This window comes from Nitrospira moscoviensis, from assembly GCF_001273775.1.
GTDB lineage: Bacteria > Nitrospirota > Nitrospiria > Nitrospirales > Nitrospiraceae > Nitrospira_D > Nitrospira_D moscoviensis.
Map to the genome: position 1 here is coordinate 4,507,422 of NZ_CP011801.1, position 20,922 is coordinate 4,528,343.

At 60.6% G+C, this 20,922-nt stretch carries 19 protein-coding genes; 4 read left to right on the plus strand and 15 right to left on the minus strand.

Annotation, left to right across the window (positions count from 1 at the left end):
- Positions 1-14 precede the first annotated feature (14 nt).
- The 8 genes from NITMOv2_RS21890 to NITMOv2_RS21925 all read right to left on the minus strand — a co-directional run bounded on the left by NITMOv2_RS21890 (position 15) and on the right by NITMOv2_RS21925 (position 9,428).
- A complete protein-coding gene (locus NITMOv2_RS21890; RefSeq protein ID WP_053381849.1) occupies positions 15-878 on the minus strand; it encodes a glycosyltransferase family 2 protein in 864 nt (287 codons plus the stop codon).
- Positions 875-2,050, minus strand: coding sequence for a family 10 glycosylhydrolase (locus tag NITMOv2_RS21895; RefSeq protein ID WP_053381850.1), 1,176 nt, complete (start codon positions 2,048-2,050; stop codon positions 875-877). Before NITMOv2_RS21895 ends, NITMOv2_RS21890 begins: the two co-directional genes overlap by 4 nt.
- Before the next feature lies 1 nt (position 2,051).
- Positions 2,052-3,434: an O-antigen ligase family protein gene (locus NITMOv2_RS21900; RefSeq protein WP_053381851.1), complete on the minus strand. Its 1,383-nt coding sequence runs from the start codon at positions 3,432-3,434 to the stop codon at positions 2,052-2,054.
- Positions 3,431-5,023 carry a flippase gene (locus NITMOv2_RS21905; RefSeq protein ID WP_053381852.1) on the minus strand — a complete coding sequence of 531 codons (1,593 nt, stop codon included), beginning with the start codon at positions 5,021-5,023 and terminating at the stop codon, positions 3,431-3,433. The genes NITMOv2_RS21900 and NITMOv2_RS21905 overlap by 4 nt, the downstream gene beginning before the upstream one ends.
- A gap of 213 nt (positions 5,024-5,236) precedes the next feature.
- Positions 5,237-5,869 (minus strand): hypothetical protein, encoded by a 633-nt coding sequence (locus NITMOv2_RS21910; RefSeq protein ID WP_053381853.1) that lies wholly within the window; start codon positions 5,867-5,869, stop codon positions 5,237-5,239.
- A 379-nt stretch (positions 5,870-6,248) separates the two neighbouring features.
- The gene (locus NITMOv2_RS21915) at positions 6,249-6,956 is read right to left on the minus strand and encodes a hypothetical protein (protein WP_053381854.1); all 708 of its coding nucleotides are present in this window, start codon (positions 6,954-6,956) and stop codon (positions 6,249-6,251) included.
- Between the two features lie 122 nt (positions 6,957-7,078).
- A complete protein-coding gene (locus NITMOv2_RS21920; protein ID WP_053381855.1) occupies positions 7,079-8,548 on the minus strand; it encodes a type 2 periplasmic-binding domain-containing protein in 1,470 nt (489 codons plus the stop codon).
- Positions 8,549-8,603: 55 nt separating this feature from the next.
- Positions 8,604-9,428, minus strand: coding sequence for a hypothetical protein (locus NITMOv2_RS21925; protein WP_053381856.1), 825 nt, complete (start codon positions 9,426-9,428; stop codon positions 8,604-8,606).
- Positions 9,429-10,166: 738 nt separating this feature from the next.
- Between NITMOv2_RS21925 and NITMOv2_RS21930 the strand changes: the two genes are divergently transcribed.
- Positions 10,167-10,412 carry a type II toxin-antitoxin system HicB family antitoxin gene (locus NITMOv2_RS21930; protein WP_053381857.1) on the plus strand — a complete coding sequence of 82 codons (246 nt, stop codon included), beginning with the start codon at positions 10,167-10,169 and terminating at the stop codon, positions 10,410-10,412.
- Positions 10,396-10,638: a type II toxin-antitoxin system HicA family toxin gene (locus tag NITMOv2_RS25280; RefSeq protein WP_083448304.1), complete on the plus strand. Its 243-nt coding sequence runs from the start codon at positions 10,396-10,398 to the stop codon at positions 10,636-10,638. The genes NITMOv2_RS21930 and NITMOv2_RS25280 overlap by 17 nt, the downstream gene beginning before the upstream one ends.
- Before the next feature lie 43 nt (positions 10,639-10,681).
- Here NITMOv2_RS25280 and NITMOv2_RS21935 read toward each other — a convergent pair whose 3' ends face one another.
- Positions 10,682-10,924 carry a TonB family protein gene (locus NITMOv2_RS21935; RefSeq protein ID WP_053381858.1) on the minus strand — a complete coding sequence of 81 codons (243 nt, stop codon included), beginning with the start codon at positions 10,922-10,924 and terminating at the stop codon, positions 10,682-10,684.
- A 219-nt stretch (positions 10,925-11,143) separates the two neighbouring features.
- Between NITMOv2_RS21935 and NITMOv2_RS21940 the strand changes: the two genes are divergently transcribed.
- Complete coding sequence (locus NITMOv2_RS21940) at positions 11,144-11,365, plus strand: antitoxin MazE family protein (protein ID WP_053381859.1); 222 nt, start codon at positions 11,144-11,146, stop codon at positions 11,363-11,365.
- Entirely contained in the window at positions 11,362-11,688 is a 327-nt protein-coding gene (locus tag NITMOv2_RS21945) for a type II toxin-antitoxin system PemK/MazF family toxin (RefSeq protein ID WP_053381860.1), read from the plus strand. The genes NITMOv2_RS21940 and NITMOv2_RS21945 overlap by 4 nt, the downstream gene beginning before the upstream one ends.
- A gap of 60 nt (positions 11,689-11,748) precedes the next feature.
- Here the strand turns inward: NITMOv2_RS21945 and NITMOv2_RS21950 are convergent, their stop codons facing one another.
- The 6 genes from NITMOv2_RS21950 to NITMOv2_RS21980 all read right to left on the minus strand — a co-directional run bounded on the left by NITMOv2_RS21950 (position 11,749) and on the right by NITMOv2_RS21980 (position 20,838).
- On the minus strand, positions 11,749-12,384 hold the full coding sequence (locus NITMOv2_RS21950) for a TonB family protein (RefSeq protein WP_053381861.1): 636 nt from the start codon (positions 12,382-12,384) through the stop codon (positions 11,749-11,751).
- Between the two features lie 110 nt (positions 12,385-12,494).
- Entirely contained in the window at positions 12,495-12,908 is a 414-nt protein-coding gene (locus NITMOv2_RS21955) for an ExbD/TolR family protein (RefSeq protein ID WP_083448305.1), read from the minus strand.
- Between the two features lie 285 nt (positions 12,909-13,193).
- A complete protein-coding gene (locus NITMOv2_RS21965; protein ID WP_202967292.1) occupies positions 13,194-13,547 on the minus strand; it encodes a four helix bundle protein in 354 nt (117 codons plus the stop codon).
- 158 nt (positions 13,548-13,705) lie between these two features.
- The gene (locus NITMOv2_RS21970) at positions 13,706-14,488 is read right to left on the minus strand and encodes a MotA/TolQ/ExbB proton channel family protein (protein WP_053381864.1); all 783 of its coding nucleotides are present in this window, start codon (positions 14,486-14,488) and stop codon (positions 13,706-13,708) included.
- A 19-nt stretch (positions 14,489-14,507) separates the two neighbouring features.
- Complete coding sequence (locus NITMOv2_RS21975; RefSeq protein WP_053381865.1) at positions 14,508-19,073, minus strand: two-partner secretion domain-containing protein; 4,566 nt, start codon at positions 19,071-19,073, stop codon at positions 14,508-14,510.
- Between the two features lie 10 nt (positions 19,074-19,083).
- Positions 19,084-20,838, minus strand: coding sequence for a ShlB/FhaC/HecB family hemolysin secretion/activation protein (locus tag NITMOv2_RS21980; RefSeq protein WP_053381866.1), 1,755 nt, complete (start codon positions 20,836-20,838; stop codon positions 19,084-19,086).
- Between the last annotated feature and the right edge of the window lie 84 nt (positions 20,839-20,922).

A 20,922-nucleotide genomic window follows, 5' to 3' on the forward strand; every position in this document is an offset into this window, starting at 1 on the left:
TCATGAGATCCGGGCTACGTACCGGGCTCAGGCCAGCCTCGATACAATATGCCCGCTTTGTACACCTGCGTCCAAAGCGCATGATACGGCCGCATCCATAGAGGCAAGTTCAGCAAGCGGTACGCCCTTCGCTTGATGAGATTCATGGTCTTCAAGTAGTCGGCCATCGATTTCTTTCGGAAGTATCCACCCGATTCGGTTAACCAGACGACTGTCGGTTTGGGGAGAATCGCGGCTCTGCCAAACTGCATGGCTCTGAGATAAAAATCGTAATCCTCGCACATATCCAACCCTTCGTCGTACCCGCCCATCAGACGCCACACCGTCTTGGGATAGACCAATGTTGAGTGATTGAATAAGTTTCTTCTAAACACGGTGATTCTGCTCGGCCACACTACATTGCCTTGGGTGTCCTCACTCGACTCCTCCGGTGGAACAGATTCTGCCGCAATGTGATCCACAAAGGTCTGAGTCGGAACCGCCGGGGTTCCTATAAAAGCAACATCCGCCTGAAGGCGGGCAAATTTCATCACATAGCTCAAACGGTAGGTGAAGCTGAGATCATCGGCGTCATTGTTTGCAATGTATTCGCCGCGGGCGAGTTCCACCGCCTTGTTCAAGGCTCTGCTCCGCCCAATTCTTTCCGCCCTATGCACCCGCAGGCGCGGATCATGGATCTCTTCGCAGATGGCAGCTGTGCGATCAGTCGAGCCGTCGTCCACCACAACGACTTCGAAGTTCGGATAGTCTTGCGCTAAGGCTGCCAACACGGATGCTTTGATGAATCGCTCTGCGTTATAGGTCGTCATGATGATAGACACCATCGGAGCGTCGTGCCGAAGCGAGGGGTTGGGTGTATGAACATTGCCGGAAATCATCGCGATCGTCCTACGCCGTTCGGATCTGCAGAAGCGTCCGCTTTCACCCACCGCGGTCGTGCGGGCTTCGCGAACACGCCCGTTTGCAGCACGTCGATCTGCGCGTCGTTGAGCATGCTGTACAAATAGACGCACACTCCGTTGCCCTGCTGGAGGGTTCTGGCGTCTCGGATCAAATCCGCGACTCGTTCCGGTTCTCGTGACCGCACAGGGCTGGTAGCCGTGGCTTCCTCGTAATTTCCGACGCCGACGACCATCGCCTCCGGACGCTTCATGGCGGACTGAATCGTTTTCATCGCCGCAAAATCAGGGGCGGGCTCGTAATGCATGTTGTAGAGGACGTCGATCAATCCATCGTCCGCCCATTTCGCGCTATCGTGTCCCTCGAGTCTCAACAGCGGATGCACCGGATCGCCCGACATGCTGACGACGATGTCAGGCTTGGCGCGCCTGCAGCTCAACGACACGCGCCTCACCAGATCCGTGACGGCGGCGGCCTGCCAGGCGATGAGTTCTTTCATGTCCCATCCTGGAATGCGTCTGACCTGGCGATCCAGCAACAGATTGCGTCCGGTCTTCCGCCGATAGTCCTCGACCCAGCGGGGGCTGTCGCTGATGCCTCCGGCGCTGACGAAATCCAAATTGATGCCGTGAACCGGATATGCCGCGGCAACCTCGAAGATCAGCGAGGACATGAACTCGCGAAAGGATTGTAGATGGACGTCGAATCGCTGAGCCGGCGTGCCGCTGTCATAAAAGTCCTGGAAGAATTCGCGTTGCCGCAACGACACCGTGAACCACGGATACACCTCGATTCCGTACCGCCCGGCAGTCTGCAGCAGATTGCCCAGAGGATCGAACCCCTGCGCGCGCACGTTGTGGCTATCCCAGGGCGCCAGCTTCGACGGCCAGATGGTGCCCCGCCCGTGCCAGACGCAGGGGATGAACACGTTGAATCCGGCCCGCGCAATGCGTGAGCAGACACGTTCCGCCGACTGCTTCGTGACCCAATTGAGCCCCTCGTCGAGGATAGCCCGGCTTTCCCGCTCGACAGGACCGTCCGCCCGGGCGACGCTCGACGCGCATCCTGTGAGCCGGCTGCCGGCTGAAAGGGCCGCCAGCGCCGCGGCGTAGCGCAGGAACTGGCGCCTGGTCAGAGAGCGATCCGACATCTCACGCCTCTCCCAGCAATGGATACCGGCGCCGGCTCGGCCGCGCTGACGGCCTGGGCGCGAACTCAGAGGTCGCGGATTGGACTTGCTCTGTGGTCACGTGTTCCGCCGACTCCAGTTCACGCGCCTTCTCGCTCATGCCCACCAGCGCAAAGACATACAGACCGACGCCGTGGAAATAGTCGAAGGCGTTATCCGTCGCCATGAACGTCAGGTACACGACAAGGCCGGACAGGGCCGCGAGCGCATAGCGACCGGCCGGCGAGCGGGGACTCTCACGATACAGCCGGATCAACCGCAGCAGATACCCCGCGATGGCCAGGGCGAACAGGGTCAACCCCGCGAGACCGACTTCCGCCGCCAGTCGCACAAATTCCGAATGGATCACCCCGATGCCTCCGCCCAACTGAGAATAAAAATAATTCTGCGTCGCGCCGATGCCGGAGCCGAGGAAGGGATGAGGGGCGAAGAATTTATCGAGCACCGTCCCCCAAGCCTCGTACCGGCCGGACCCATGCACACGACTGAAGACCGCCAGAGGATCCTCCACCAGGCTCGTGAGCGTGATCGACCCGCCGTCCATGAACATGCGGTTCCTGAACGTGTCGCTGATCATGAACAACGCGACCAACCCGGAGAATCCGGCTATAGGCAGGACAACGCGCAACAGCCCCCGCGAAGCAAACAACATCATCGCCGAGATTCCGACGAACAGGGCCCCGATCGTAATCCGGGTGAAAGCGGCGATGACGCCGGCCACGAGGCAGAGCAACAACAGTCCATTGGCCGTCCGGTTCCCGGCCGCGGTGCTCAAGCGGGCGCACACCAGCATGGCGGTGACCGCAAGATATGCGGAAAATAAGGCGGGACTGGTGGCGGGAAGCGTCAGGCCGACTTCATCGCGCGTGACGCCCGTCACGAAAAACAAGGCCGCGGCAAGCGTCGCCGACAGGCCGCCGATGAGCCACAACCGCTCCATCGTCGCGCACTGCCGCTTCTCCGATACGGCGATCTGGATGAACAGCAGGACGAGAACCGGAGCCGAGAGTTTCGCGAACATGCGCGTTCCGTATGGAAGACTGGGCGCCCACATGAGCGACAGCGCGGCCAGGAGCAGAAAGCACAAGTGGAACGGATACCGCTTCGCATAGTGCCAGGCTTGGACGAGGTGTAACGCCAGCACGAGAGACGAGGCCAGCCAGAGCCCCAGCAAGCGGATGGCCGACAGATCCATTTTGCCGAACTCCGATGTGAGCATGCCGTCCCGGCCGAGGGTGAAGGGCACCGGGCCCGTGAGCAACGACACATACAGAAGTCCGACCGGCGCGAACAGCGCCAGAATGACTTGAAGGCCACCGACGGCGAGAATCAGCGCCGCGTTCATCGGTCGGCACTCCATCCGACCGACCAGGCGCGCCTCATGGGTTGGGCTCCCCGAAACAGGCTCACGAAGGCTCGGCGGTCGTTGTCATCCACACCCATGGCCAGGAGGGCGCCGACATAGACGCCGGCCACGACTGGAGCGAGCAGGAGAGCATTTCCCTCCACCAGGGCGGACTTGAGGAGGAACCCTGCCGCCAGCGACAGCGTCGCAGCCCCCAGCGGTTTGAGATGCCGCCGGCAATACGGGATGAACCCGGAACAGCGATAGGCGGCAATCACACAGAGAACGCTGGACATGGCCACGCAGAACGACGTGGCCCATGCCGCTCCGAGGATGCCGAACTGAGGGACCAGAATCAGGTTCGACGAAATGAGGACGACGGCCACCACAATGGCGATGGTCATGACGGTCTTCGAACGCCCCGACATCAGCACGATTCCGGTGGAGGACACGGCCGCGCTGCCCACCAGATGGCCTGACGCGAGAATTACCAGACAGGCCGCTCCGCCCTCGAACGCCGGGCCGAACAACCGCAGAATGTCTCCGCCAAAAAGCGCCAACTGCACAAACATGAAGAAGGACAGGGTGAATGCCCATCGCGAAGCGGTCTGGGACACATGCTTCAGTTTGGCGACGTCCTGTCCTGCCGACAAACCCCCGATCGTGGGCATGATCGCCGCGTCGAAGGCGCTCAGAATCAATGCCAATACCGCCGATGTTTGGGATGCGACCGCGTAGACGGCGACATCGGACGACGCGCCGTAGGCGCCGATGGCCAGCAAGTCCGATCGCGGCGCCACAATGCCGAACAGGTTGGCGACCACGAGCGGCATGGAGAACGCGAGCAATGCCTTGATCTCCTTCCCTCCCGGAACGGCCCCTTGATCATACCTAAAGTCCGTCGATCCCTTGAGATATCCTATTGACAAAACCAGACTCATCAGGAAAGCAATCAGAAGCGCTCCAAGCACTCCTCCCAGACCGAACCCCATCGACAGGGCGATGCCCGCGAGCAGCAATTTCCCCACCGGCTCCACGCCGTTCCGGATGAGCACCATCCAGCGGATCTGCCCGAGGGCTTGCATAGTGGAGAGCAGAATAGTGGACAGGGCGGCAAGCGGGACAGCCAATGCGAGCACGACAAGCACCGGCGCCAGATCAGGCTTTCCGAACACCTCTCGGGCCAGCGGGTTCGCACACCACAACAGGGACAGCGACAACAACGCGCCGAACCCGGCGGCCATCCCCGCCGCCGACACAAGCGTCTTGCGCACAGAGGCGATCCCGTTCGACCCCGCCTGCGAGACGAACTTCATGACCGCCGTCTCCATGCCGAGCGGAGCGAACAGCACGAGGATATTGAATACGGTGATGCCGAGCGCGTACAGCCCGAAGTCCACCGGTCCGAGCGTCCGCGCCAGGTAAAGACCGAACAGATAGTTCAGCCCGTTTCCGAAGGCCGATCCCAGCAGCACCGTGACGCTGTTCGTGGCGAGGTGCGACACCGGATGGTGTGCCGGCGACGGATTCTCCGCCGGCTGATTCGGAACGTGCGCCGGCGGGGTGAGTGAGACAGGTAAAACGGCCATTGCAGCTTTCATCGCCATGTCTGCGTCCACACGATGGTCTGCGAAGATGCCGGTGCCGGCCTTCATCGATTGGAGAAGCAGCCCAGCAAACCGTTACTGTACCGACTTTGCCGAGCCGCGGGGCGACAGAAACCTCAAGCCTCTGTTAACAAGTTGTTAATCGGCCGCCCAACCGGTCCCATCATTCATTGTGCTTCAGTTCGATCTACAGGGTCACGGCGGAGCGTCCTGTCGGACGTCTACCGATCGCCGTCTGATACCCAGGACCATCGCAAGACCGGTGGCGAAGAGGACGAAGGTCGTGATGAGCGGCACGGGCGCGGTCGGCGTCGTCAGGGCAATCCCCTGCAGCGAAAACGTCGCCGTTCCGAGCCTCCGGTTCCCGAAGAGATGATCCCAGGTCAGACAGAACTCCAGCGTGTCGGGATTGAACGTGCCCGTCGCGACCCCGCCGATATTCCAGGCACGCAGGCGGTCGCCGCGGGACACGCCGAAAAATAGGGAGGAGAGATCCACCGTAATCGTGTCGCCGCTGATGATCGCAGTCGGCGGGGCGTTCCCTTGCACTCCACTCGTGAACAGCGAAAACGTCCGCCGGCCTCGCACGATCGGATCGACGATATCCGGTCCGGGCTGGTACTCGTTCAGCAGCAGCAGACCCGGCTGCTCGAACAGGCGGGCGAGCTTCCGGGACAATCTTCCTCCGATGTCCACTGAGCCTCCGGTGAGCTCCAAGTGCGTAACCTGAATGTCCGACGGTGTGACGAGCGCGGCTTCGGCCTGCGAGAACCCCAGCGCCCATCCTAGAACCGGCATGACGAGAAGCGCGGCAGCGACCGATCGCATAACGACCTCCTTGGAGGAAATAGAAAACTAAAAATGCCTAAGCCTTCAAAGCCATGCTAGGAGCCGTGGTTCACAGGTGCGTTACGCCGTGCTCACGAGCGCGTCAAGATTGCCTCAAGAAATGCGGGGACCTCACTCTACTCCCGTCGGCCGAGGGACGGGAGTACGTGAGATCAAGAGCGTGTTAAATGATTGTTACGTATGGATCAGGGGCGCGGACCGCCGGCCAGGCGGCCGGACCCGCTCGATATCCGCATGCCGGAGCGAGTTGAGGACACCGACGGCCGAGCAGGCGACCCGGCGGTCGGCAAGGAGCAGTGCGGTGGAGACCGACGCTGTCCGGCGTGGCGGCCTTCCGGCCGCCACGCCGGAGTCTGGACTAGACCGTGAGGCGGATGCGGCGGGCCCGCAGGGCGAGGCCGATGAGCCCGCTGCCGAACAGCACAGCCGCCGCCGGCACGGGGACCGGAGCATTGACGACGTTGCCGCTGAAGACCGACGTGCTCGAAAACGCGTCGCCGACTCCTGTATTCGCCGATCCGAACAGGAGCGTGAGCGCGCCCTCGAACGGCGAGCCCGGCGCCAGCCCATAATAGGCCAGCAGATCGGGGTGCTTGGTATCCGTGAACGATCCGAACGTCACTTTGAACTGGCTGCCCAGATCCTGGACGAATGCGCTGGTGAACGAGCCGCTGAGCAGAGTGGAACCGAGCGGAATATCAGAAGCCCCTTGAAGCTGGAGCCCTCCGGTAATGGTGATCGTCCCGCCCGACCCGAACCGCCACCAGCCGTTGTTGTTCGTATTGGCGCCGCCGGCGTTCACGAAGGCGCCGGAGGTGAAATTGAGCACGCAGCTCAAACAGGTCGAGGTCACATTCGCGTTGGCCGGCGTGGAAAGGCCGACCGCGTTGTCCACCTCGATGTTCGTGCCGATGAGTCCGCCGCCGGTGCCGTCATACGAGACGGACCCCGACGTGGGAGCGCTGATGTTGAAATCCAATTGCACCGCCAGGGCCGGCCGGCTGACGAGCAGCCCCGCCAGGGTCAAAGCCACATAGGCGGCTATCAGGAGAATCTTCGTCTTCATACGACCGTCCTTCCTCATCGAGGCGAGCCGTGAGAGCCGGAAGACGCTTTGAGGCCTTCCGGCTCTCGACAGGATATTCCAGGTCCCGGTGGGATCCAGGATCAGCCTGTTGGAATCCGCTCTTACATCGGATTCGGGCTCGCGTAGAAGCCGCGGCACTGGCTGTCGTATTCTCCCGATCGCGTCGTGTAGGTGGCGTGATCCGGCGCCGCATTGTCGGCAGGCTTGGTAGCGAGGATATTCTCCGTCGCTTCAAAGGCCCAGTTGGCCGGGAGATTCTCGACGACCGTTTTGTTCGCCGCGTCGGACATGAAGCGAGCGATGAAGGCGTCCCGCGTCGTGTCGCCGGTGCCGGCGGTCTTGGTATAGCCTTCCAGGTTCACCCAGAATTCCGTCTTGCCGCAGCGCAGTGCTTGAAGTACTTTGGGACGCGCAGTCGCCTTATTGGCGTCCGCCACGGTGGCATCCACGCCACGGAAGCCGTTGATATTGATCGGATGCGCGTTCGGCATGGGGTTGGCTACCGCCGGCGTAATGTAGGCCGGTGAGGCGCTCGATTCGAACGAATCGATGTAGCCGATCTTCCCGAAGAACCCGGTCCCTTGGACGTCATTCAAGCAATCCCGGACACCGGAACTGGAGGCAAAATAGAACGCGATGTTGGTCGTCGGAGAGTTCCATTCGCCCGCCTCTTCCTTCATGAGCACTTGGTCAAAAGTGGCCTTCGAGCCAGACCCGAATTCCCGCATGCACAACCGGATGGTATGCGGGCCGGAGGGCACCGCCTGCGTGCCGGCCAGATCGTTGGTCACCGCATAGCCCAGCTCTCTCCAATCGCGCGCTTGTCTGGAGAAAATTTGTTCGATCTCGGTCTGGGTGAGATTCAGCACTGGACCGAGGTTGTTCCCGGCCGCATCCACGCGGCGCACGTTGTTCTGCACCACGATGCTGAACGGCAGCACCATCAGCTTGTTCTCGGTCACGTTCGGAGCGGGATCGGCCGGCTCCGTTCCCGCAGGAGAGGTCTGGCCGAAGGACGTAAATTGCACGTCGGAGAACCCAAAATGCATCGGCTGGCGGACGAATGTCGGGATGGGATAGTCCGTCGTGACGCCGCTCGGAGGATTGGTACAGGTCTTGTTTTCCTGGATGCTGATCGTGACCGTGCTGTTGGTGTCTACGTCGAAGAAGGTCTTGTTCACCGGCGCGAGCGCACCACAGCCGCTCGTCACGGGATTGTTGACATCGATGTAGCCCAGGAACCCTTTGCCGTTGTACTTGCCTTTGGACCGATCGCCGCCGGTCAAGTCGTCAACGGGGTAGACTCCGTCCGATGAGCCACGAGCGGAATAATGGAAATTGACATCCTGCCCGTTGAATTTGCATTTCCAGAGGTGGGTGTTGTTGTTCGCCGACTGATAATGAGTGATCGTCCCGGCCGTGTGGTCGCAGACCGACAGGGGCACTTCGTTGATGAACTGACGGCCCGCGGACGATCCGCCGGCAAACACGTCAACTGCTTCCGCGTTGGACGCCATGCCCGCCACGCCGAGGACGGCGGCGGCGATGGCGGCAAATTGAGTGGTCTTCATTGTTGGTACTCCTGGTTAAATTAGATTCCGAAATGCGATCGTTTTCTGGGTATCCTTACGCCGTCTGGCCGAAGAGATTCCGCCGCGCTATGCCGACGAGACCGATCAGGCCGCTGCCGAACAGCACGACCGCCGCGGGAACGGGAATAGGCGCAACGGCCAGCTGGCCACCGGTAATCTGGAAGAGACCGTTAGCGAACAGTTTCGCCTGGCCCATGGCCATGGCGGGATCGTCTACCAACTCACTATCCACCTTGATGATGTGCAGCAGTTGATCCAGGTTGGCGCCCATCGTCACGTTGAACCCATTGTTCAGCTTTTCTGCCAACCCCATCCGCGAGGTCATCGAATTCGTGTTCGTAAATCCGAGCACTGCACCGTTTTGGCCGGTGACAAGGTTCGGCGCGTTGCTGTCGTTGATATTGCCGGCCCAATTGTTCATCGCAGTGAGAAACGCGCCGTTGCTGGCTTGAACCGTACCAGCGAGGTTCGTGGACGAGCCCGCCTTCAAAGCAAACCCTCTGGTTCCGGGATCGGCCTTCACGCCCATGACGGTATAGCGGACTGGATAGTCAGGGGAGGCCGGGTTAAGATCCTTGACGCCCGGCGCGTTGAGGTAAGCGGACAAGTCGAACGTGTAGGTTTGGGACGGATTCGTCAACGCATCCACGTCTCCGATTGGACCCGGTTGACCGATCGGCGTCAGGTCGCTGAGATTGATCAACGCCTCCGCGCCTTCACCGGGGGTCCTGTTCCCATAAATCGCAAGAATCAGATCCGTCTGCTGGAAATTGAACGCCCACGCCGGCTGGCTGAGCGCTCCCGTCACCAGGACCGCAGCCCCCGCGAGGGCCATCACGGCTTTCTGTACTGTCTTCATTAGAATCCTCCTTCGCGAATGGATAATCCGACTGCCCGTTGTTGCTTGGCACACTTGACTCCGTCCGACCGCTTCACTCCCGACGCTGCTTGAAGGCAGGGCCGGAAGTCCGAAGCTGCCCGCAGCACCTCCTTTCATACGGTTGATCATTGGTTCTCTCCTGTGCTGCCTCCGGTTATGACCGTCCCTGTTGTCACGAGGTGCTTGTAGTGGACCCGTGTTACTGCGACGTAAGGAATCAGTGGGAGCTTCGTAAACGTTCCGTCAAGTTTCCCGTGACTGAGCTGCATCGGAAACACGGGTCCCCTCTTTCTCACAGCGGTCGGAGAATCGCACAGGGCGAGTTACAGCCGAATGGGCGCTTTTATTGCGGGTGCGTTAAATGTGTATGCGTATCGGAACCGGGCCCGAACCGCCGCACCAGGCCAATCGGTGGACAAAGGCTTGATGGGACGCGCCGTTAGGCAGGGGGGAAGAACTTCACGATGACCACGCGGTCCATGCCCTCGGGGGGACGGCCGCACCTGGGTGACTTTCGAGCGCATCGAGGGCGGATCGATCGAAGAGGAGGCTGCCGAAGGAATTGAGCAACCGGTATTGCAGGACCCCGCCTTGCTCATCAAAGATCAATTCGCACATGACCGCCTATTCCAGATCTGAGAGAACGGCTTCGATACACTTGCGTCCCGGAAATAAACGCTCTATCCTGGCCTCAGTTGAAGGACCTGGGAGGAGAACATGAGGCCCTTGCAGCAAACAATCAAAGCCGTGATCCGTTCGGGTGATGAAGGGGGCTACATGGCTGAGTGCGTAGAGGTGGCGGTCGTCACTCAGGGCCGCACCATCGACGAAACCGTCGCCAATCTGAAGGAAGCCGTGGCCCTGCATTTAGAAGGGGAAGCGCCTGCCATGTTCGGCTTGCGTGAACGACCCACTCTGGTTATCACGCTTGAAGTCGATCCCACCTATGCCCAAGCTTCGTAGGTTGTCCGGACACGATGTCGTTGCCATACTGAAGACCTTCGGATTCGTCGTGGTGGCCCAACGAGGCAGCCACATGAAGCTGAAGCGTCGAGGGTCGGAGGGAGATCAAGTCCTAACGATTCCTGCCCATACCAGTCTCGATCTCGGCACACTCCGTGCCATCTTCCGTCAAGCCGGCCGCTTCATCCCCGAAGACCGACTGCGCCCACATTTTTATTCAGCGTAACCCTCGCCGGCCGGTTCCTATTTCTCAACCGTGAGACGGTCGATCAGGCCGGCGGGAAAAACTTGACGATGACGGTGCGGTCCATGCCCTCGGGGGGCGGCCGCACGTGCGTCACTTTCGCGAGGGCATCGAGGGCGGATTGCTCGAAGAGGAGGCTGCCGGAGGCATTGAGCAGCCGGTATTGCAGGACCCGGCCTTGCTCGTCGAGCACGAGTTCGCACATCACGGCATATTCGAGATCGTCCGGCAATGACGATGCCGAGCGGCGCGCTGCAATTTCGGCCAAACGATACCCATGGCGCCGATAGGCCTCATGAATCAGATGGGCCTCTCCAATCCCGTGGCCGTGTGGAACCGTGGGACGTCACAAACGGGGCAAGATCTTACCTTGTGCATTACCAAGCGACTGAACCAGTTGGCCGGCGCACTCCGCCGCAGAATCCAGTAACATGTTACGAGGACGTGTGGTAAGCTGTCGTCACGAGACGACGGAAAGGGAACTCCTATGCCCTCTGAGACGCACCTGACCCCGAAGGAAAAGCAGAGCCGGTATCGGCGCCGGTTGCGCCGCAAGGGTTTGCGCCCGGTGCAGATATGGGTTCCGGATACCCGCGCGGCCGGATTCTCGGCGGAATGCCGCCGCCAGGCGCGCCTCGCGGCTCGGTCCGCGCAGGAGAAACCTGTTCTTGATTTCATCTCGGAGATCGCCGCTTGGGACAACGGATGAAACGCGGCGATATTGTCGCCGTGGCCGCCAAGGGCCATTACAGCGGCAAACCGCGGCCCGCCCTCATTCTGCAATCCGATCTCTTCTCTGCGCTCGGGAGCGTCACGATCTGCCTCTTGACCACCGAGATGATCGATGCGCCCCTTTTCCGCCTTTCCGTTGAGCCATCGCCGGAAAACGGCCTCAAGCAGCCCTCGCAGATTATGATCGATAAAATCGTGACCGTTCCCTCTGCCGCGATTGGCGCCCCCATCGGCGCGCTGGATCACGATGTGATGGTCCGCGTCGACCGCTCCCTTGCCGTCTTTCTCGGAATCGTCTGACTTCATCCCTGCTGGAGCGGCATCCCGTGCCTGCTCGTGGTCTGTGAGAGGCGCGCTTCTCTATGCGGGCGGAAAGAACTTCACGATGACCACGCGGTCCATGCCCTCTGGCGGAGGCCGCACTTGCTTCACTTTCGCGAGGGCATCGAGGGCGGATTGATCGAAGAGGAGGCTGCCGGAGGAATTCAACAGCCGGTATTGCAGGACGCGGCCTTGCTCGTCGAGCACGAGTTCGCACATCACGGCATATTCCAGATCGTCGGGCAAGGACGGCGGCTGGTGGTATTGGGCCTGAATCATCGCGGTGAGAATGTCTGAGTAGCCGGCGAACCGGCCGCGGCTCTTGCCGATGGCGAAGGGATCGGCGGCTGTCGGGGGCGAGGCGGGCGCGTCTGACGCCTTCGGCGGAGGCGGCGCTTCCGCCTGTGGGGGCGGGGGTGGCGGCGCCTCTTGCGGCTTTGGCTCAGGCTTCGGAGGCTCCGGTTCCGGTTCGGGCTCCGGTTCTTTCTCAGGCGGGGGCGGCGGCTCCTCCTTCTTGAACGCGTTGAGCTTGTAGACTTTGATAAGGTTCTGCCCCCATTCGGTCTGCGACACCCAATACAGTCCCGCGCCGATCCCGACGTGGACGAGCCCCACGATCAGCAGCGTCGTGCCGAGCTTGCTCTTTTTCTTTTCGAAACCCTTGTAGCCGCCCACAAAAACGTCCTTCGTATCTCGTGAAGCGTATCTCGTATCTCGCTCGCGAACGACGCTTCACGAGATGCACTTCACGCTTTCGAGGTACGCTTCACGAGATACGAGATACGTTACTCATTAATAGGTTTCGTGGCAATGGCGAGGTCTTCCACCGGAATGCGCTGGAGAATATCCAACACCGCGACGACATGTTTGTATTCAACACCCGCATCGCCGCGCAATACGAGAGGCAGCTTGCCGCCTTTGGCGGCCTTGAGATCGCGGATGAGTTTCTCCAGCTCGCTCAGCTTGACCTTCTCCTCGTCCATGTAGACGTCGCCGTTCTTTTTCACCGAGAGCGTCGGTGTGTTGCTTTCCATGTCGGTCTCGTGCGGGGTCGATTCCGGCAGCTTCAATTCGATGCCCTGTACCATGGCCGTCGTCGTGATGATAAAAATGACCAACAGCACCCAGGCGAGGTCGAGCAGCGGCGTGATATTGATGTCCGCCACCGCGCCGTGGGATTTTTTAGAGAAGCGCCTCATGTCTTTCGTATCTCGTATCTCGTGAAGCGTATCTCGTCTGTCGAAATGCGAGTAGCTCGTCGTTCGTGAAGCATTGCTGCTATCTCATCCCGGAACGCTTCACGATTCACGAGATACGAAAGACATCGAAAGACATCCTGCGGTCCTCCGACCAACTTGAAGCCGTCGGCGTGGTAGTGGAGATCCTCATCGCTGAGCCACCAGCGGTCGCCCCAGCGCTCCTGCAGGAGCCGGCTGTTGTCTTCATCCCGCGCATTGCGACCGGGCGTCTGGCTTTCCAACACTTTAGAGCTTCTTCACTAAATTTCTGAGCATTCTCGACTCATGGTCGAGTTTCTCGATCATGAGATTTCGTACTTTCGGCTCAATGTATCCAAGGTTAGATGAGATCTCCACTTGCGTTTCCAACTCGGCGCAAGAGCCTAACGCGACAAAGAGCAACTGCCGATATTCTTTATTGTGAAATCGGTTAAATCCTTCCGCCACATTGGACGGAATTGACACCGACGCTCTTCGCATCTGCGCAGCCAAGCCATACGCCTCCTCCTTCGGAAAGGACGAGGTTGTCCGATAAACGTCCAGCACGATCTCCTTTCCCACCTTCCACACATCTAAATCACGAAAGTTCTGTATCTTCATGTGGGCACCTCCTGCCCACAGACCGTATCATGGAGTGTGGCTCTGGAGGAATGTCCCTTTTCGCGCCTCTCTTGAAGCGTATCTCGTATCTCGTGCCGGAACGTTTCACGCTTCACGAAGGACGAGATACGCGCAGCGCGCACCTGAACGCTGTGCGTTCAGTGCGCCGCAGCGCCCATTGTGTCGCCTTCTTCCGAGGCGGAGCTGCGCGGGCGCATTTCTTCGAGTTCCTGCTCCGCCGCTTCGAATTGATCTTTCGGGCGGAGGTACTCGGTCATGAAGACGGTTTCGATATGCGCGGCGAAATTGTCCATCTCCATCGTCAAGGCTTTGATCTTGGTGACGAGGAAGTTGTAGCAAAAGAGGGACGGGATCGCGACCATCAGGCCCGCGACGGTCGCAATGAGCGCCGACGCCACCCCGGGCGCCATCGTCGTGAGCGTCGCCTGTTGCGCGCGGCCGATGCCGGAGAAGGTGTCCATCACGCCCCAGACCGTGCCGAGCAAGCCAATGAACGGCCCGCCCGAGATGGCGGTCGCGAGAATAATCATGCCCGATTCCAGCCCCACGGCGGATTCGCCGAGCACCCGCTCCAGCGCGATCCGCACGGCGCTCATCCCGTGATGCGGGACCTTGTCGGTGCCGTATTTCTCCTGCTGCGCCTTGAGCTCCTCGCAGCCTCCGTAATACAGGTCGTACATGGGCGAGCCTTGCAATTGCTTGATCGGCCCCTTGTTGAAGATGACCAGCGGGCTCTTGGCTTTAGAGTAATAGCTCAGGAATACACCATTCCGCTTCTTGGCCTTCGCCAGTTGCCGGAACTTGTTGATGATGACGGTCCAGCTCACCAGTGAAAACAGCAGTAGGACGGAAATGGTGATCTTGCCTTCCAATGTCGCGTGGCTCAATGCGAACGCGACGCCGCCCGAACTCATATCCATGTGCCTGTCCCCTTTCCGATCAGCTGCCGGATGCTGGTTGCGCTTGCGGCTTCACATCGACCTGGATCACAACGCCGCGCTTCACTTTCACTGCCTGCAAGCCTTTTGATTTTCCGTCTTTGCCATCATTGCCGGCTGCGACCTGCTTTTCCGCCTGGGCGCGGGCCTGCTGCGTCGACGATTCGGTCGACTTCTCCTGCACGCTCTCGACCGTTTTCGACGCCGTGGCCGAGGTGCTTGACGTGGCCGAGGCCGTCGCGGACACCGTGCCGGTCACGCCCGCCAATCCGCCGCCGAGCGACGAGCCGCCGGCGCTCGCTCCTCCGCTCACGCTCCCACCGATCGCGGCGGTTCCCGAAAATGCTCCCACAAAGGAGGACAAATCTCCCTTCACGGCGCCCTCGACGTCGAACTGCACCTCGCCTTCGATCGTGCCGCCCTGCAAGTCGAGATTACGCCCGGCGAAAATTCTGATCCGTCTTCCCCTGATACCGGCCGAGGGCACAACCAGATCGCGGCCTGCCCTTAAGGTAATGTCGCCGAGTTCCAGCGGCAGATTTCCTTTATCAGGATTCTGCCGGATGAACTGCTCGAATATCTGGCGGAAGGCCGGTTCTCGCGCCTCCACCATTTGCGCCAGCTGACTTTCCAGAGGCTCGGTGTTGCGGCCCAGGAAATTTTGCTTGACAATCTCGCTCTTCAACGCCGTGATCTCCGGCGTGTCGAACTTCGGGAAGTTCAGCGGGAATTTCGGGTCGCTCCCATGGTGGGTGAAGATGCCGCTGCCGGGAACGAGGAACTCCTGAAACCGGGGCGCTCCGTTCTCATCCCGGAGCGGATTCCCGTTCTCATCGAAGAGCTGCACTCTGAACGGGATCGACTCGTTGCGCCCTCCGCTTCCCGCATTGATATCCCCTTCGACGGAATAGACAGAGATATTACCGCCCGTGAGCGTCGCAATCCGCGACTTGAACACGTCCACGTCGCCCTTCGTCTTGATATCGATATTGCCGCCGCGGATGGTTACAATCCCGGAATTCGGATTGGACCCAAACGTGCCGACCGTCAGTTTGCCGCCGGTTGATTGCTCGATCGACACCTTGGCGGCGTCCACGAGTTGGATCTGCCCCTCGACCGACAGCACGATCTTGCCATCGACGATGACCGGCTTCCCTTTTACGAAGACCGGGGTGAAAGGCTGGCCATCGATCAACTCGCCGGGGCGATCCAGCACCACCGTCGCCTGCGAAACGACCGGCTGGCTTCCGTCAAGCACGAGCGGGACTCCTTCCACCTTCACCTGCTTCCCATCCACCAGCAACACCTTCGAGACGGGGTCGATGACGCCTTGCACCAATTGATCGGTGGCACTGCCATCCGAATTCAGGGCCGGCTTCGTGCCCAGCCCATGGATCCAAATATCCGCGCCGTTGTGGCTCACGATGCGCGTCTGGGTCATCGAGATATCGTTTCCCACTGCGATATCCAGCAAGCCGGGTGCACCGACCTCTTCGGAACTGAGGCTGAGGCGATGCTGGACGCCGCGGCCATCGCCAAGATCGAGATGGCCTGTTCCTGCCACTAGGTTGCCTTGCGCGTCCAGCGACCCCACACGAACCTTGGCCGCACCTTTTCCAAAGAACTCGAGCCCGGTCTCCGTACAAGAGGGACAGTTCCGGCTGAATCCCATGTTGCCGCCGGCGGCCACGGTGGCGGTCACACCTTCGGGCACCGACGTGATCAGCGTGAACTCGCCCCCGGTCCTAGAGCCTGAAACCGGATCCACGATCGTACCGATGTCCTTGGCCGCCTCCACAGTGACCTTTTTCTTGAACACGGGCGATAACAGGTTCAGGACCAGGGAATAGATGCTGCCGGTTTCGCTTTTGAAACTGACGTCTTGCACAGGGTGGTTAGGATCGACTCCCGTCGGAACTTGTGTCCTGTCTGAATTAAAACGAGTCTGGGTATAGAGTCCCTGCAGCTGCAACGGTCTGAAGTTTTCCTCCGGACTGGCGTATTGAGGCGTGTTCCTCAAGATTCCTCCGGACTGAGTCACGACCGGAGCGCCGCTGAACTCTGGAATCGACGGCCATTGCGCTTCGGTAAACTCCGACTCACTCGGCCTTTTGTTGATGGCGGTTTGCGACAACTCGGTTTCAGGCCTTGCGATGAACCGGCCGAGCGCAGGATCCTTCGATGCTTCGGGTATAAACAACAGTTGCCAACTGCCCGTCACTTCGTTATCACCGACAAACACAAGCTGATATCGTGGGTCCTTCCTTCGACTGGGGAGCTGGGTTACGACTCCGTTCAGATCTCTCTTCGCGAAGAAATTGAGCCTGCCGGTCAGTGAGGGCCAGAAGCTGAGATTGGAGTCGATCAGAATGTTTCCTTCCAGCGCCTGCGCGTCGAACGACGCAGGGTACATCAACCGAGCGGGGTCCGTATCACCCGTGGAGGTGACAATCTTTGGCCTTAACGAGATGTCGCCCTTGGTTGATACTAACGATACGCCGCTGTCCGGATGTGCAGTAATAAACGGGGCTCCAAACGCGAAAATATCCTCAACGAGTCCACGATCCTGTGTTAATCCCCAATAGATGTTGCCTGGCGCGATGACATTGACGGTTGTTTTGTAGGACTCAGTGAGCAGTCCTAGCCCCGAATCGTCGATCCGTCCGCCCCCGACGGTAATGTTGGCGTGAAGCGGCTGGTTTCCCGCCGTACCGTCCCATCCTACATGTCCGCCGGTGGCATGCTGGCCAGAGCCGGAACCCACATTGGTTCCCACATTCACAGTCGCCGTGCCGTTGGTCAGCAAGAATCCCGGCCCTACTTTCGCCGTGCTATCTCCCAGCCAGTTCCTTCCGATATTCATGGTCAAGTTTCCCAGACCGCTGAGGCGAATACCAGACACACCAGTTTCTGGAAAGCTGGTCTTGGTGGACAGGACAGGGCTAGGCGAAATCAAATCGCGGTCGGTGGTGATGGACAAGTCTCCGCCTGCAAAAGTCTCCAGGATAGATTGGCCCGAGACATTGGGAAGGTGCACCAATTTGACGTCGCCGAAGGCTGTCGGGTTCCTGCCAGCCTCCACGGTTATTGACCCGCCTGAACCCGTCGAGATGACCGATCCTCTGATTTCGATGTGCTCGTTGGCCAAGAGCTTGTAATCCCACCGGCTGCCGGCCACTCCCTGTCCCCGCTCGCCGTTGGTGATACGGGCGTTGCTGAAGAGGAGGTTTCTGCCGGCATTGAACGTCAAGGTGCCGGTCTGCCCGTCGGGCAGCAGCCACTCGGACAAGTCGAATCTTGCCGTCACGGTGAGATCCGTTCCGGCGGCCGACTGAAACTCGATGTCGTTGAGCCCCGTCCCGCTGAAACTGCTCAGCACACTCGTTGTAATGGGATTGTGTTCGTTGAACACCGGATCAATGAGCAGTTTTCCGCCTCGATAGCCGGCCGGCGCGTGGGCGCGGAAGGCTCCCTCCCACGTGACTTTGCTCGCGCTCAGCTCGATGAACCCGCCGTGGCCGCCCTGCGTGCCGCCGGACACGTCGATGAGCGCGCCGCTCTGGAACTCCGTCCGGCCATTCGCCAGATCCGCCTTGGCGATGACCGTGCCGCCGTGCGACACACCTATCGTCTCGCCTTTGGCCAGGATACGGCTACCGTCCGCCAGCGTGACTGCTTCCGAGGCCACCAGTTCCACTCGACCGTTCCGAGCCTGAACACTGTTGGCTTGAATAAGCCCGTTCTGGTTCACGACACGCCCAAACAAACTCACCTGCCCGCCATCCGCGATCAGATCTTTCAGGTTCGTGGCTTGCCCGGTCGGGGACTGCACTTCCACGAACAGGCCGCGCCCGTCCGGACGATTGCTCAGGTAGGCGCTGGCTCCCGCCGCCAGCGCGATGTGGCCCTCGGGGCTCTTGATGATCCCGGCATTCTCGACGTTGTGCGCGAACAGATAGGCGCCGAACGGACCGGCGGTGATCTGGCCTTCGTTCCGCACCATCCCGGCGATGGAAGTCTCGGCGAATCCGAAATGCGTGGAGGCCCCGCCGAACCGGTAGAGCCCCGCCAGGAAATCGGCATCGCTCATGTGCAGGGTGGACGCCACGAGACCTCCGACGTTCACCTGCGCGTTGCGGCCGAAGAACACCCCGTTGGGGTTCAGCAGAATCACCGTACCGGTGGCATTCAGCATGCCGTCGATCATGCTGGCGTGGGCATCGAAAATGCGATTGAGCGCGATCCCGCCCACCGGCTGCAGAAAGCTCGTGACTTCGTTTGGGGCGATGTTGAACTGATTCCAGTGGATGATGGCGTGCGACGACGCCTGCTGGATCGTCACGCGGTCCGTCCCGAGACCGGAGACGGTCGCCTCGCCGGCGACGACGGCGGGATTGATCGGATTGGCCCACGCCTCTTGGAGCCCGCGCAGGGGGACGAGGCAACCGACGATCAGCGCGCCGACCAAGAGGCGGCGCCCCACCCGCGCCACGACCTTCAAGGCCCGACTCACCTTTCCGCCGTCCACGATCAGGTGTCCGGTCACGGTATAGATTGTGCGGTCCATCTCGGCACCATCAATAGGCTAACGAGAGCATGAAATGGGCAAAGGTATCACCGGCTCTTGTCGCGGTTGCATCCCGCAAGGCGTAACCCTGATCGAAGACGAACGTCAGGTTGTAGGGGACCAGCCGCGCCCGCAGCCCGGCCCCGACTCCTTCCAGGCGGAACTCGTTCCGTTGCCCCGTAGGGGCGCGGGCGATCCAGAGATTGGCGGTGTCGTAGAAGGCGGCGAGCTTCCATTCGATTTTCACCTCGGATGATTTCCGGCGTTGCCAGATCCAATCGATGGGAATGTCGATGAGATTGGGCGACGTAAGCTCGGCGCGCCCGCGCACCGCGTGGTCGCCGATCGACTCGCTTTGGATGTAGCCGCGCACGGAATCCATGCCGCCGGCGAAATACTGCTCGGCCGGCACCAAGGGTTCGTTCGCCCATTGCCCGTCGGCATGCAGCGCCAGGTTGAATCCCCACGGCAGCGGCTGCGCTCGATCGAACGCCGCTTGCAGCACGAAGAATTTTCCCGTCGCGCCGGCCCGGTTGCCCGGCTTGTTGAACGGATCGTTCGGATCGCCCGCGAAGTCTTCTTTTTCCCCCCCGGGAATAACGGGCCAATAGCCTTTGGCGGTCGTCGACAGCAGGGTCACGCCGTGCGAGTCGGGGAGCACGGCGGAGTAGCCAAGCGATAGGGGCGTATATTGGATGGGACTCAACACCACAGCCGTGCCGAGCGTGCCGGGAAACGTCGCTTCGGTCTTTTCCAATCGCTTGTAGTCGGCGCCCACCGTAATGGTATGGGTCGACGTGCCGCCTTCGAAGATGGGGAAAAAGTAGCGCAGGCCGGCGACGGTGGCGTTGCCCGCCACCGACACATCGCCCGGGCTGATCGCCAGGGTGCTGCCACCGAGAATCGAGGTGCTCACCACTTTCGAGGCGTAGACGGCCACGGCGTTCTGTGGGCCGGAAATGGGCGCGACATAGGTGGCGGAATACCCCTGAACCGCGCCCCAATCGGTCGGGGTTTGCGTGGTCTGGAGGGACAGAATGTGGTCGGCTTGCCACAGATTCGTGTAGGAGGCCTCGACGGTCAGGCGATGCAACGGCGTGGTAAAGGGGCCCTTGTTATCCGACGTCACCTTCGCATGCAGCGGCAGGCGGTCTTTCACTTTGAGCTCCAAGTCGACGGTACCCGGCTCCGTCCCGGCCTTGAGCACCGGCGTGACTTTAAGGTCAGGATTCGCATTCACGGCGTCGAGTTCCTTGACCAGCTGTTTTTCTTGGAGCAGCTTGCCCACACGCAGCGACGGCAGCTTGTCGAGGATCTGCCAGCGCGGATAGTGTTCATTTCCGGTCACGCGGATATCGAACAACCGCCCTTCCACGACCAGAAACCGAACTCGGCCGTCTTCAATAGATTGCTCCGGGATACTGACGATGATGGTCGGGAATCCCAGCGCCTGGTAGGCCTTTTCCAGCTCGGCCCTCGCCCGCTCCAGATCCGCCATTTGCCTGTCGGGCCCTTTGTATTTGGCCGTGATCTCGTCGATCTTGGCTTGGGGCAGCAAGGCGCTGCCCTCCACGACGATATCCTTCACGGCGAAGCCCACCGAGGCAGGCGATTCACTGACGCCGGCGCCGGAAGACGGAGGGCCGGCCTGAGCCGTCATCGCCGAACGGCCGGCCGCTGTCGCGTGGCCGGATGCCATGTCGAGCGCCGTTCCCCCTGCCACAACCCACACCATCACGCTGAGCCGTACGAGTTGCCTGTTCATACCTCTTCACGGTCGCTCGAACGGCGAAGCGCGCTTATCGTCCTCCGACACCCCGCAGGATTGCGCCGGGTGACGTCCTACGCA